The organism is Moheibacter sediminis, assembly GCF_900176425.1.
Taxonomy (GTDB): Bacteria; Bacteroidota; Bacteroidia; order Flavobacteriales; family Weeksellaceae; genus Moheibacter; species Moheibacter sediminis.
On sequence record NZ_FWXS01000001.1, the window covers coordinates 163,234 to 178,015 of the forward strand.

Annotated in this window: 10 protein-coding genes; 4 read left to right on the top strand and 6 right to left on the bottom strand. The window is 35.6% G+C overall.

What is annotated here, in order from left to right:
* Positions 1 to 71 precede the first annotated feature (71 nt).
* Positions 72 to 863, top strand: coding sequence for a DUF6263 family protein (locus B8977_RS00665; protein ID WP_084015351.1), 792 nt, complete (start codon positions 72 to 74; stop codon positions 861 to 863).
* Positions 864 to 1,028: 165 nt separating this feature from the next.
* Here B8977_RS00665 and B8977_RS00670 read toward each other — a convergent pair whose 3' ends face one another.
* From B8977_RS00670 to B8977_RS00690, 5 genes are all read right to left on the bottom strand, one after another.
* Positions 1,029 to 2,864, bottom strand: a complete 1,836-nt coding sequence (locus B8977_RS00670; RefSeq protein WP_084015352.1) for a M56 family metallopeptidase — start codon at positions 2,862 to 2,864, stop codon at positions 1,029 to 1,031.
* Positions 2,861 to 3,229, bottom strand: coding sequence for a BlaI/MecI/CopY family transcriptional regulator (locus B8977_RS00675; RefSeq protein WP_084015353.1), 369 nt, complete (start codon positions 3,227 to 3,229; stop codon positions 2,861 to 2,863). Before B8977_RS00675 ends, B8977_RS00670 begins: the two co-directional genes overlap by 4 nt.
* Before the next feature lie 90 nt (positions 3,230 to 3,319).
* Positions 3,320 to 4,435 carry a lipid-A-disaccharide synthase gene (gene lpxB, locus B8977_RS00680; RefSeq protein ID WP_084015354.1) on the bottom strand — a complete coding sequence of 372 codons (1,116 nt, stop codon included), beginning with the start codon at positions 4,433 to 4,435 and terminating at the stop codon, positions 3,320 to 3,322.
* A gap of 108 nt (positions 4,436 to 4,543) precedes the next feature.
* A complete protein-coding gene (locus B8977_RS00685; protein WP_084015355.1) occupies positions 4,544 to 6,856 on the bottom strand; it encodes a T9SS type A sorting domain-containing protein in 2,313 nt (770 codons plus the stop codon).
* A 109-nt stretch (positions 6,857 to 6,965) separates the two neighbouring features.
* Entirely contained in the window at positions 6,966 to 8,480 is a 1,515-nt protein-coding gene (locus B8977_RS00690; protein WP_159447432.1) for a tetratricopeptide repeat protein, read from the bottom strand.
* A gap of 227 nt (positions 8,481 to 8,707) precedes the next feature.
* Here B8977_RS00690 and B8977_RS00695 point away from each other — a divergent pair, with 227 nt between their 5' ends.
* A complete protein-coding gene (locus B8977_RS00695; protein ID WP_185116591.1) occupies positions 8,708 to 9,211 on the top strand; it encodes a DUF2480 family protein in 504 nt (167 codons plus the stop codon).
* Between the two features lie 73 nt (positions 9,212 to 9,284).
* On the opposite strand, the gene B8977_RS00700 is transcribed toward B8977_RS00695, so the two are convergent.
* Positions 9,285 to 10,493 carry an endonuclease/exonuclease/phosphatase family protein gene (locus tag B8977_RS00700; RefSeq protein ID WP_245828374.1) on the bottom strand — a complete coding sequence of 403 codons (1,209 nt, stop codon included), beginning with the start codon at positions 10,491 to 10,493 and terminating at the stop codon, positions 9,285 to 9,287.
* A gap of 85 nt (positions 10,494 to 10,578) precedes the next feature.
* Between B8977_RS00700 and B8977_RS00705 the strand changes: the two genes are divergently transcribed.
* Both B8977_RS00705 and B8977_RS00710 read left to right on the top strand, forming a co-directional pair.
* Complete coding sequence (locus B8977_RS00705) at positions 10,579 to 13,344, top strand: carboxypeptidase-like regulatory domain-containing protein (protein WP_084015359.1); 2,766 nt, start codon at positions 10,579 to 10,581, stop codon at positions 13,342 to 13,344.
* Between the two features lie 33 nt (positions 13,345 to 13,377).
* Positions 13,378 to 14,763 (top strand): DUF5689 domain-containing protein, encoded by a 1,386-nt coding sequence (locus B8977_RS00710; protein ID WP_084015360.1) that lies wholly within the window; start codon positions 13,378 to 13,380, stop codon positions 14,761 to 14,763.
* Positions 14,764 to 14,782 lie beyond the last annotated feature (19 nt).

A 14,782-nucleotide genomic window follows, 5' to 3' on the forward strand; every position in this document is an offset into this window, starting at 1 on the left:
TCAATTAATTTATTGTATCTTGGCTTTAATTAAATCAAAATAATTATCACAATAATTTAAACTTGAAAAAAATGAAAAAATCTCTTTTAATCTTCTCTGCTTGTGCGCTTATTTTTGCCAGCTGTAGTAAAACTCCTGAAGGCTCCGTTGGCGAGCAATCAATAGAAAGTGCCGAAGGTGACAAAGTCCTCATCAGACTAAAACCCAAAGTAGGTGATACGCAAAAAACCTTGATGACAATGGATATGTCTGCTGACGGTGAGCAAAAAATTTCTATGAACATGAGCATGGCAATGGATTTGAAAGTAACAGATCTTACCGCAGCCGTTTATACTTATGAAGTTAAGTATGACAAAATAAAAATGGATATGGATGCTGGTGGGATGCAGATGAATTATGATTCGAGTGCAAAAGAACAAACCGGAATGGGGCAAATGATGCACGAACAAATGAAGGTTTTGCTCGACAAAACTTTGAGTATGAAAATGAACGAGCGCGGAAAAATTACAGAATTTAATATGCCTGGAATGGGCAACAATCAACAGATGGATATGGGCTCTATATCTCTTCCAATGCCTGAAGAACCAGTTGGAGTGGGAGATTCCTGGTCAGACGAACGTTCCATTCAAGGTTCCGGTAACATGAAAATGACTATGACTGTTGAAAAGATAACTGTTGATGATATCATTATTGGTGTCAAAGGTACCATTGAAGGAAATGTTGGTGAAGCTGCAGGAGATTTTACAGGAAACTACAAACTTGCTCGCAGCAATGGTTTTACTAAAGACGGAACCATTAATATGAATATCACTGCTGAAGGAATGCCTATGAAAATTAAAATAAATGTGAAACCATTGAGTTAAATATATAAATTCAGAAGGATATTGAATTTTAAAAAAAGTCGGAAAAAATAATTCTTCCGACTTTTTTTAAAAGATATAAAATAGATTTAATTCAATTAATTATATCAAATTTTATGAGGATAATGTTACTTAAATTGAAAAAATAAATTAACGGAAACTGATTAATCAATTGATTTTAGTAGCCAATGCGACTCCATCTTTAGAAATTCCTTTTCCGTACTTTTTTATCATTTTAGGATCGTCAGAGATTATGTGTGAAATTCTATAATTTTTGTTCTTAGTGGTTTTCTCAAATTGCTTTTTTGATACTTTTTTACCATCAATATAATATCCTGAAGGAGCATTTCCAATATAATTTGCCACAAGTTTAGATCCTTTTGTATTGAAATTAATAATCTTAATTCCATCTGAAGAAAAAGTATTGTCCCCTGTCTTTGTGACTTTTCTATTCTTGAAAAACATTTTTTGTTCAGGACCTAAAAGTGAATCTATTTCAAAAGTCATTCCTTCCGGTATTTTTTGTAAATCTTCTGTTTTGAAAATTTTGTAATTGATCGGATTGTTTTTCTTAAAAATTATATTCTCAGGAGTCTTGTAATAGTGGGAATACTCAATCGGCTCGTTAAAACCTTTTTCTTTCCAAACTTTCAGCCATTCATTCTTCGGGTTATCCAAATCGATTTCTCCTTTTTGGATTTTTAATTTTAATTCCTTCGGGGAAAGAATCTTATCAGAATCTTTAAACGAATACGCATAACCCTGAACGCCAACTGAAGGACGGACAATAGTATCTGATTTTCTAACATCTTTGTAGGTGATGATTATTTTGTCAACTTTACCATCTTTCATGATATCAACAGTAGAAATTTCACTTGGAGTGATTTCTTTCAGGTCTTCCCAAGTTGCTGCTCTCCCAAACGCGATATCTTGATTTTCAAACTCGGAAATAGTTCCGTCAAAATTCATTACAACCGCCGAACCATCCGGAAATTTTGTTGTTTCAATCAGTTTTAAATTAACCGAATCCAAATCCTGAAATTCACCGTTTTCATTCTTGATTTGAACTCTTACATTTTCAGGTTCGATTTTTTCGTCCGATAAAACGATGACCTGTTTTACTTTCTCATTTTGAGATTGCGCCTGAACTGAAATCCCGATGGAAACCAGCACCAATGCCGGAATCAACACGGCATAAAACGATAATATTTGTTTTTTTGTTTTCATTTTGTTCAACATTTTAATTCTGTGTTTGATAAGTTTTTTGCTGAAATTATTGACCAAAACAGAACCGGAAGGTTGTTGACTGATAGAAACCAAATTGAGCTGGTAAGCTTTTTTGTCTAATCCGTTTTCGAGTGAATTTGTGTCTGCAATAAATTCTAAATTTGTACGGATCGACTTCCCGTACCACCAGCTGACCGGGAAAAACCAAAGCACGATTTTCAGCATTTCAGCCATCACAACATCGAACTGATGCCATTGGCTGATGTGGATATTTTCGTGCGTAAGGATATGACCTAATTGTTCTTCCGAAAGCATTTTCGGGTTCATTACAATTGTATTGAAAAAACTGAAAGGCGAAGTTGTTTTCTCTGTCAGAACGAGTTTCATGCCATCTTTTCGGATTAAATTTCCTTTATTGATGAGCAATGAAACCTGAAAAATTTGCAAAAGCATTATAAAAGTAAATAAAACAACTCCGAATAAATAAACTGAAAGCATCCATTCGCTAAATGTCCATTCCTTCCAGAAAAATGCGGAATTTGTTTCAATTGAAACTTCTGCCGGCATGTTTTCAAAATAACTTTTGGGCAGATAGATATATTCCATTCTTTCCTTGGAAAAATTCAAAGGCAGAAATGGCAAAGCCAACGATAATCCCAAACCGCTCAAAAGAAAAATACGGTTGTGCTGAAAAAACGTAAACCTTTCGAAAATAATTCTATACGCTGCATAAAACAACGTCAGAATCAAAGTAGATTGAATCAAATGTGTCATCATTTTTTTTCTCCTTTTTCGATCATTTCCAAAATTTCACGTAAATCATCTGCAGAAAGATTGTCCTGCTTCGCAAAAAATGAAACCATGTTTTTGTAGGAGTTATCGAAATAATCCTGAATCACTTTTGGAACCATGGTTTTACGATATTCCTCTTTCTGTAAAATCGGAAAATACTTGTGCGAACCGCCATAGGCTTTGTGTCCTATCCAGCCTTTTTCAGCCATCAAACGAACCATCGTAGAAATGGTGTTGTAATGCGGTTTCGGGTCGTCAGGCAAATGCTCGATGATGTCTTTCACAAATGCTTCGTTCAAATCCCAAAGTATTTGTAAAATTTCTTCTTCTCTGTTCGTCAATTTGGTCATTTCTTTCAGCTTTAAAACAAAGATAAACTATTTTTTTAGTTTTACAACTAAATGTTTAGTTATATTGAGTAAAGTGCTGAAAAATAATATCTATGATTCTTGTAAATCCTCCACAATCAACTCCGCAGTCCTTTCGGACGCGCCTTGTCCGCCCAGTTTTTGGCGCAATTCTTTGTAGTCATTTATAACCTGAGAACGTTTGGGTTCGGTCAGGATTTTGGTTAGTTCGGATTTTAAATTTTTGGTGTTTAATTCTTGTTGTATCAATTCTTTGACAACTTCTTTGTCCATAATTAAATTTACCAAAGAAATGAATTTGATATATTTCACGACGCGTTTTCCGATTTCGTAGGAGATTCGGCTTCCTTTATAGCAAACCACTTCAGGAATGTTGAGCAAGGCCGTTTCCAAAGTCGCCGTTCCGGAAGTAACTAAAGCCGCTTCTGAAATTCGGAGTAAATCATAAGTTTTGTTAGAAACGATTCTGATTTGGCTGCCGCCGATTTCTTTGTAAAATTCCAAATCCAGTGAAGGTGCACCCGCAACTACAAATTGATATTCGGGAAAATCTTTTTCAACCGAAAGCATTATTGGCAATTTCTTTTTGATTTCCTGTTTGCGGCTGCCGGGCAAAAGTGCGATTACTTTTCGTTCGTCTAATCCATGTTCAGACTTGAATTTCTGTAGATTAATTTCAGGTAAATCTTTCATCGCATCCAAAAGCGGATGACCGACAAAATCTACTTCATAATCATATTTCGCATAAAATTCTTTTTCAAAAGGAAGAATCACAAACATCCTGTCCACGAACTTTTTGATTTTGTGAACGCGACCGGTTTTCCAAGCCCAGATTTGCGGAGAAATGTAATAATAAACTTTGATTCCCAAATTCTTTACAAATTCCGCAATGCGCAAATTAAATCCCGGATAATCAACTAAAATTACGGCATCGGGTTTGTATTCCTGAATGTCTTTTTTGCAAATTTTAATGTTGTTGAGAATAGTACGCAGGTTCATAATCACTTCCGAAAAGCCCATGAAAGCCAAGTCTTTATAGTGTTTTACAAGCGTTCCGCCTTGTTGCTGCATAAGATCTCCGCCCCAGAGACGGAATTCTGCATTCGGGTCTTTGATTTTTAATTCTTTCATTAAATTGGAACCGTGCAAATCTCCCGACGCCTCGCCTGCTATGATATAGTACTTCATTCGTTCTCAAAAAGATTGAAACAAAGGTAATGAGATTTGTATAAAAATAAAATCAGGCAGCCTTTTCAAGCCACCTGATTTTCACATTAAACAAATTAACACTTTATGTTACTTTTTAACCACTTTTTTCGTTGTTGTTTTCCCATCTTTGGTTGAAATTTTTACAAGATAAATTCCTTTTGGCAAAGATGAAATGTTGATTTGATTGGAATTAAATTCAGAAATTTTTCTTCCTGACAAATCAAATAAATTTACATTTTGGACTTCAGATTTGGATTGGAAATTTAATATTCCCGTTGTAGGGTTTGGATAAATGGTCACGTCAGAAATATTAGAATTGATTTCTTCATTTCCCAGCGTTGTTAAATCCAAAGTATATTTCACCAATCCCAAATCCTGAACCAAGAAATATACATCTGCAGAATTTTCTCCCGTAAACATAATATCCGTTGAAGTTGCACGCATGAAACCTAATTCGTCTGTTCCGATTTCCTCCCAAGTTTCGCCATTATTTTTGGTATAAATCGTTTTTGCATCAGAAGCAGGGTAGCCAAAAAGACCGCCATCTTCGAAATGAGAAGAAGCAACGATCTTTCCTTCGGTGAAAGAAGAAAATTCAACTTTGTTCATCGGCGATTCATCGTAAACCTGTGTCCAGGTTTGTCCTGAATCATTTGAAATGAAAATACCAACTGAAGTTGCAGCAGCTAATTCCTGCGAGTTTAACGGATTTTTTTTCAAATCATACACAAGATGACCTTCTTCAACTGCATAAAGTTCTGTCCAGGTTTGACCATTATCTTGTGTTTTGTAAATTTTATTTCCTTGAGCCACATAAAAAATATTGTCATCTGCAGCATCAAACATTACACTTGTGACCGTCCCAAAAGATGGCGGCATGATTTCCTGTGTAATTATATTTTCTAAATCTGTGATATCTGATTTATAAATGATTTCTCCCATTGAAACCACAATTTTATTTGGGTTTGGTTCAAAGCTGTCAACTGCAATCAACATGATGTAGCTTCCGCCTAAAATTATGGAAGATGTTTCGCCGTGGTCGCTGCTCATAGAAAGGGCAGCATTTCCCATCATTCCACTCATCACAGAAAAATAAACTCTTCCAGCCACATTTCTGTCTGCATGAGTACCGCTGTTTGATACATTTGGAGTAAAATCAATTGGCAATAAATTAAATCCTTCCTCAGTTCCCTCCTGTAAATTCTGGTGCATCAAACCATTTCTCAAACCATAATAAACGTGTTGTTCCTCTTTTCCAAAAACCGCCAATCGTCCAGTTGGATTTACAAAAGGGGAATTTAATCTGGATAAATTTTCTCCGCCATCTTGTGAAATGAACGGATAATAATTCGCACAGATAATCACTTCATTATTTACAAATGGATTAAAGGAAGCCGTCAAACCATAATAATAATCTTCAGGATTAAGCGGATAAACATAATTCGTCCAGGTATTTCCTCTGTCATAAGAAATCACGATTTCATTTTCTTCCAAAATCAAGATTTGATTTAAATCCAAAGGATTGTAAGTTATGGAATGAATGCTGTTGGTTGACATAGAAGACCAGTCGATATCAACTACATTCCAGGTTTCACCACCATCTTGAGAACGATAAAGATTTTGCTCCTGACCTTCTCCCAAATAAAAGGTTCCTAAAAATATATCGTCCACATTTGCCGGATTAAATGTAATCGCTGAATAAACCGTTCCGGCAATTTTTTCTGTCCAGGTCTGTCCCGCATCGTTCGAAATTAATAAACCTCCTTCCATAACATCCGGTGAACCTCCACGCATGATGAATAATTTATCAGCGTCAGAAGGAGAAATTGCAACATTATTTACATGGATATTTCCATTGTCCAAGCTTTTATATACCAAATCCCAATTATTACCTCCATCAGTTGTATAATAAACTTCTGTTTGCAACCCAAAATCAAATATCTTGGTTGTATGCATCAAAACCGTATCATCATTGTTTTTGAAAATACTGTATGACTGAATCAGGTTATCTGGTTGATTTCCTATTGGTGAAGAAAATTCTTTACTTACCGATTCCGTTTCTATATCCAAAATAACAATCTTGTTCAATTCTGTTCCTTGAGCCGTACAGATAAATGACAAAGCTGTGCCGTCGTTGAGAAGGCGCATATCTTTGATGGTGACATACATATTGTCCTGAGGATGCGAATAAATCACTTCCCAGTCTGCGCCTTTGTTTGTTGATTTTACAATATGATTCGTAACCGTTCTTGCATAAATAACATTCTGGTGGTTCGGGTCAAAGGTCACGTCAAAGACCTGACCGTATTCTTCCGATGCTTCAAACTGCATCTGTGCATTTGAAAGTGTGGCAGAAAACATTGCCAAAACAATCGTCCAAATAATAAAACTATTTCTCATGTGTGAAAATTTAAATGTGAAGTAAAATTGGTGATTCTATCTGTTTCAACCTTTAAAATACATGCGACATTTTGTGACATACACAAAAGACAAGAAGTGACGAATTAACTTAAATTGTTGACAGATAAGAATATAAAGTCATTCCTTCCTGAATCTGTAGTTTTTTGGAGATGCGTTCTTTTCTTTTGCGGCAAGATTGCGGTGTGATATTGAGCAATGAAGAAATTTCCTTGTTACTCAAATTCATGTAAACATAAATAATGAATCGAACTTCCGATGCAATCAAATCCGGATGTTTGGTTTTCAATCGGTCGATGTAACCTTGGTTACTTTCCTCAAAATGTTTGAAAAAACTTTCCCATTGTGTATCTTGTTTCAAATGATTTTTGAGTTCACGGGTGTATTTGGATAAATTTTCGTTGCGTGAAACTTCCGGTTGCTGCGAAAGTAATTTGATTACGTCTTCAATCAATTCATTTCTGCTTGATTGATGCACTTCTTTGGCTGTTAGTTTCCGGTTTTTTAATTCCAGTTCATTTCTCAATCTTTCCTGTTCCAACAATGCCAAAGCTTCTTTTTCACGCAATTGTTTTTCCCGGATTAAATTGTCAGTTCTTTCTTTATTTAATTCAAGTTCAGCAATTTTTTCCTGTTGTTTATGTTTAACAGCATTGTTTCTAAAAATCCAAATTACCAAAATCATAACCAGCAAACCTGCAGCGATAATCGTGTAGAAGAATTTCCGCTCGTATTCCAGTCTGCGTTGTGTTTGTTCTAATTCATATTGGTAATTCTGAATTTCGAATTTAATTTTACCATTTTCAAAAAGTTTTGTGTTTTTTGCTGAATTCAAAGAATCTTTCATCATGATGACTGAATCTTTGTACAAAAGGGAAGGTTCATACTTCTGCGATTTTGCCAAAATTTGTGACAAATATTCATACGTATCTACCTTATCCTGAAAAGTATGCGCCAGATTTCTTGCCTGAAATGCATAATTTTCTGCTTTGGGATAATCATTTTTCTTTTCATGAATTTGTGCCAAGACCAAAAGCGTGAAAATTTTATTTTCAATTTGTTCTTCTCCTTTTAATTCAGGTAAGATGGAAAGTGCAGTTTTCTCTGCTTCATCATTGAAACCTTTGAGCATACGGTTTTCTGCCAATGCCATTTTAACCATTAATGAATTATTGGAATCATTTTTCACCAAAGAAATTGCTTCATTTATATAAACCGAAGCTTCATCCGTTTTCTTCAATTTATTCAATACCAAACCTAAATTAGTAGCATACAAACCTTTCTTTTCCTCCAATTTATTTTCTTTGGCGATGTTGTAGGCTTTGAGGAAATAATCATATGCTTTTTGGTTATTTCCTTCTTGAAAATAGAGAATCGCGATGTTGTTTAAAACCGTCATTACCTGACTGTTATCGGACATTTCGGTTGCGATTTCGTAAGCTTCGAGGTAGTATTTCAGTGCTTCACCGTAATCGAGCATGAGGTAATAATTGGCGCCGATATTGTTAGTTGCACGGAAAGATTCTTTGTTCCAGCCATTGGCTTCAGCCATTGTTTTGGCTTTAACCAAAAGTTCCAAAGATTGTGCATGTTCTTTGTTGAACATTTTTTCAATTCCATTTTGAATAATTTTTTCACATTCCTGTTGTGTTTGTGTTAATCCGAAAAATGGAATTAACAATAAGATAATAAGGAAGCAAATCTTTTTAGTGAATTTGAAATGATATGTAGGGTTTTGGTTCATTAAATTTAAAACGGTCTTGAATTTTGAGTGAAATTTATTCAGGTTTAATTTTGTAATTTTACAAAAGAAAACAAAGATAGAGATTTGTGATGGAAGAAATTATAAATAAGGTTGCCAAGAGTCCTTTGGTAACGATTGATCTAGAAGATTTTTATCCGGAAGGGAAACGAATGGTGTTTGACCTGAAGGATTTTTTATATGAAGAATTAATTTTGCGAGAAAAAGATTTCCGTGAACAATTAAAACACCACGATTGGGAACAATATAAAGATGCTTATGTGGCGATGGATTGCTCGACGGATGCGATAATTCCTTCCTGGGCATTTTTGCTGGTGGCGACATATTTACAGCCGGTTGCGAAGAAAATTGTAAAAGGAAATCTGGTCGATTTGGAAACTTCGCTTTATCAGGATATCATTTCCAATCTGGATTTAACCCCTTACGAAAACAAAAAAATAATCGTAAAAGGTTGTAGCAAAAAACCCGTTCCAGATGCGGCTTACATTCAGTTAATAGAAAAAATCCAACCACACATTCAGACTTTGATGTTTGGGGAAGCTTGCAGCACAGTTCCGCTTTTGAAGAAGAAATAATTGAAATTAAATACAATAAAAAAACGCCCAGATATTATAATCTGAGCGTTTTTTTGTTTCATTATCTAAATTATTATTTAGCCTCTCTTAGCAAAACAGTGTAAACTGCAAAGTGGTCACTGTAACCGTTTGCGTAGTAGGTATCTCCACCGTACATTCTGAAAGGGTATCCTTTGTACTGACCTTCCGGAGTTACCGTATAAGCGGGAGAGAATATATCGGATTTATAAATTTTGTAGGATTTATATTCTTTTTTGGTTTCAACCATGTTTCCGGTTGTAAGGATTTGGTCAAATAAATTCCAAGAATCTCTGTACGCCAAAGTTCCCATTCCTTTTTTATACATCGGTTCCATAATGTTATAAATGTCGCTGTCTTTGACTTTGTCTTTGTCACCTTTTGCGCCCATAATTTTTTTGATGCTTGGACTTACCGGATCGTCATTGAAATCTCCCATTGCCATGATTTTCGCATTGGGATTTTTTGCTCTGATGTCATCAAAGATTCCTTTCATTACTTCAGCAGCTTTTGCACGTTTAGGCATACTTGCCTTTTCTCCACCGCTTCTTGAAGGCCAGTGGTTCACTAAAAACGTAATTTCTTCTCCGTCCAATAATCCAGTTACTTGTAAAATGTCACGTGTATAAGTACGATTGCCATCATCATTGAAGATTTCAATTACATGAGGTTTTGTCTCTGTAACTCTAAATCTGTCTTTTTGGTAAATCAATGCAACATCAACACCTCTCGCATCGAAAGAATTGAAATGCGCTATACCATAATTATATGGTTTTAACGTTGGTTGATTTATTAAATCTTCAACAACTTTTCTGTTTTCTATCTCGCACAGACCTACAATCACTGGAGCAGACTGTGTTTGATCTTTTCCTAATTGAGAAATTACATGAGCCAAATTCTTAAGTTTTTGATTATAACGAGCCTCTGTCCAAACCTTTTTTCCGGTAGCAGAATATTCGTCCTGTAAAATCAAAGGGCGGATGATTTTTTTCCCCTGAATATTTTCATAAGTGTATCTCTCTTTGAACGAAACCGTATCATATTTTGATACTTGATCGGCCGCAATGGAAACATGGTAATTTGGGTTTGTATATTCTAATGTACCATCAATATATCCTACCGAAGCTTCCGTATCAAACAGATTTTCAAGATTATAAAAACCAATAGTAGCTGATTGGTATTTTTGCTGAGCTGTCAGCGGCGTTGAAAACAATGTTACCAAAACTGTTAACTTTGTTAAAGATTTAATAATTTTATACATCATATATTTTGTTACATTTGTGCCCTCATAAATTTTGAGGACTTATCTGTTTTTGAGTTCGCAAAATTAAAGATAAAAATACTTTTTAATGAATAAATTATTGTTAAGTATGGCCTTTCTCATTTTGATGGGAATTACACTTATGGGCCAAACGCGAATTTCGGGGATTGTCAAAGATGCTACAACCGAAAAAGAGATTTATGACCTGAAGGTCTTACTAGTTGAAACCGGCGAGGAAGTCAAAACTGACAGAATCGGTTATTTTCAATTTGTGGACGTTGCTGAAGGAGCCTACACTATCCGTATTTCCGGAGTAGGGTACGAAACTTTGGAAAAAAACCTAACCGTAAGCGATCAGAAAAACGTTGATTTAGGAAATGTTGCTGTCAAATTTAACCCAACCAGTGTAAATGTAGGTTTGGTTACTTTGACCGTGGATGATTTGGACGGAGACGAATCTTCTTCCCAATCTGCAGTAGGTCTGCTCCAATCTTCTCAAGACGTTTTTGCAAGTACAGCGGCGTTTGAATTGGGTGCTTATTGGTTCAAAGTAAGAGGATACGATAACAAATACAACGAAGTATTTTTCAATGGTGTCCGAATGAACAAAACAACCAATGACCGTGTAAACTTCGGAAACTGGGGTGGGTTGAATGATGTGACACGCCGTCCGGCTGAGCAGACTTTAGGTATCGAACCTTCTGATTATGCTTTTGGAGACATCGGAGGTGTAACTTATTTCGACACAAGACCATCTCAAATGAGAAAAGGAACCAGCTTGGCTTATTCATTTACCAACAGATCTTACAACCAAAGAGTTTTGGCAACCTACAATACAGGTTTGATGGAAAACGGATGGGGATTCATGGGGTCTTTCTCCCGCCGCTGGGCTGAAGAAGGTCGTGTGGAGGGAACTTTCTATGATTCTTGGGGTTATTTCTTGGGAGTTGAAAAGAAAATTAACGACAAACATACCATCAACTTTACTGGTTTCGGAGCGCCGACAAGACGCTCTACCAACAGCCCAAATACACAAGAAGCCTATGATTTAAGAGGAAATGATTATAACTCTTACTGGGGATGGCAAGATGGTGAAAAAAGAAGTGAAAGAATCCGTGAGTTCCACGAGCCGGTTCTTATGATGACACATCACTGGAACATCAACAAAAACACCAAATTGACTACAACCGCTTCTTATATGTTTGGTAAAGATAGCAGAAGTCGTTTGGATTGGTATGATGCGAAAAACCCAACGCCAACTTATTATAAAAATATGCCAAGTTATTGGGAAACTGAAGAGACTTTGAATCCTGAAGAAATTCAAAATACATATAACGCTTGGGCGAATGATCCAAAAAGATATCAGATTGACTGGGATAATATTTATTTACAAAACTATACTCGTAATGAAGTTGGAGAAGGCGCCGCTTACGTTTTGGCAGCTGATGTGATTGAAGATAAAACAATGAGTTTTTATACAAACCTCAAAGGGAAAATAGCAAGCAACATAGATTTTATTGCCGTTGCAAGCTATCAAAACACGCAGTCTGAGTATTACAAAGAAGTTTTAGACCTATTGGGTGCAAACCATTATGTTAACCACAATGCTTTTCAGGGAAATTATTATAATGTTGACGAAAGCAGAGATAGAAAAGTCGGGGAAGGTGATAAATACCAATACAATTACGAATTAAACCACCAAATTGCTGACATATTCTTTCAAAGTGTAGTTAAATTAGATAAACTAGACATTACATTTGGAGCAAGGGCATCTTATACAAGTATGTATCGTGATGGTAAATACAGAAATGAATTGTATTTGAATAATTCAAAAGGAAAGAGTGAGACGTACGATTTTTACAATTTCGGTGCAAAAACACAATTCTTATATAAATTAGACGGAAGAAATTTCATTCAATTAAACGGAGAATATGCAACATTTGCACCAACAGCTGACGAAGTTTTTCCAAATGCGAGAACCAACGACTTCACAGTTGATAAATTAGAAAACACGAAAGTACTTTCCGGAGACTTAAGCTATATCTTACGTGCGCCAAGAATCAAAGGTAGAGCTACCGCTTTCTACACCAAATTCATGGACGAGTACGAAAGAAGCTTTGGGTATATTGACGTAACAAGTGGTACGGCAGGAGATGCAAATGTATTTACTTCAGAAGTATTAGCTGGTGTTGATAAACTTCATATTGGTGCAGAAGTTGCTTTAGAGGCTCAGTTAACAACGACTTTAACTTTATCAGCAGTGGCTTCTATCGGACAATTTACTTACGAAAACAGCCCAGACTATTACCAATTTTCTGACAGTGATGCATTATTGGATTTCGGAGGACGTAAAAATTATGGAAAAGCTTACCTGGAAGACTATAAAATAGCAGTTGGTCCACAGCAAGGATATTCATTAGGATTAGAATACCGTGCTCCACAATATTGGTGGTTAGGTGTTACAGGAAACTATTTGGCTCAAAACTACATGGATATTGCTATGTACAAAAGAACCCAAGGTTTTATTTCTGACCCTACAAATCCAGGATTTCTATTTCCAAACGTAAATGAAGAAACTTTGAGAACGTTGTTGAAACAAAATAAATTTACAGACGAGTTCATGCTAAACGTAAACGCAGGTAAATCTTTCCGTTTCGGACAATACAATATGGGAATCAGTTTAACTGTAAACAATGTATTGAACAACAAAAATTACGTAACCTCTGGTTTTGAACAAATGAGAGTGGGTAATTATGTAGAAGCTCAGCAGGAACAATCGCAAAGACGATTTGCTCCAAGAATGTGGTACGATCAGGGAATCTCTTACTTCTTAAACGTTTATTTCCGCTTTTAAACCTTAATTTTAATTTTATAACACGACAATAAAATGAATACAATCAAAAAATTTAGAAATCTTTTCTTTATCCTTTTAGGATTAGGATTGGTACAATCTTGTGTACAAGATGACGAATACGCGATACCACCTACTGATATTGCTTGTAGTGATATTTGGGAAACCAGCTTGACACTTCATGAATTGGTAGCTATGGTAGATGCAGACAGTGATGGAATTGTAAGTTTTTCGGAAGAAACAATCATCGAAGGCTATGTTATTTCCGATGACAATCCTGGAAACTTCTTCAAAACGATTTCAATTCAAGACAGTCCAACCAATCCAACTATTGGTGTTCAAGTAGAAATTGACGAATACAACTTGGCAAATTACTTCCCTATTGGTTCGAAAATTAAAATCAACCTTAAAAACATTTATGCAGGATTCGACAGAGGTGTTTACAAAGTAGGTGAAACTTATGTTCAGGGAGACCAAACCAGAGTAGGTCGTATGAGATCTAGCATCTTTAAAAATCATGTAAAAAGATCTTGTGGCGATTTAGTTACAATAGAACCAGTTGTTTTTGAAACAATAACTGAGGCAAAAACTTCAGGTAAATTGAATACTTTAATTAAAATAAATAATGTTCAGTTTACAGATGAAATGTTAAATTTACCATTTGCAGCTCCAAATGTAACTGAAGATAAATTACTTGAAGATGAAAGTGGTTCTACAGTTATTTTAAGAAACAGCGGTTACTCTGATTTTGCCGACCAAATCGTACCTGAAGGAAGTGGAAGTATTACTGTTGTTATGAGCAAATACAATAGTACAGTTCAACTATACATCCGTGATGAAAACGATGTTCAATTTAACAATCCTCGTTTCGGTGATGGAAACGGTGGCGGTGGAGAAGGTAACGACCAAGAGGCTGCAAATTTCTTATTCAATGGAGCAGATTTTGAAAACTGGACTAACTTCTTAGGATCACTTAATTCTTTTGGATTAACCACAGGTTTAGCTGTTCAAAGTCCTGGAACCGGTCGCGATGGGTCAAACTCATTCTATTTGAATGGTACTACCGGATCAACAAATCCATATGTATTCACAGTTCGAGCTGATGCATCTACTATTCCAGCCAATGCTACAAAAATTACAATGTGGATAAAAGGTTCTTCTGCTAAATCATTGTCATTTAATTTAGATACAACTAGCGGACGTGTTTTCTATAACATAGGCGATCTTGGCGCTGAAAACTTGACCCTATCACCTCAAGAAAATAACCAATACATAGGCACCGTTAATACAAATGACCAATGGAGATTAGTTACACTAAACATCACTGGTTTAACTTTAAATACTACCGGAGATTTACTTGCTTTAAAAGCAGGATCTGGTACGGCTTATAACCTACACATCGATAATATCAAGATTGATTAATTATAAATCAAATAACATC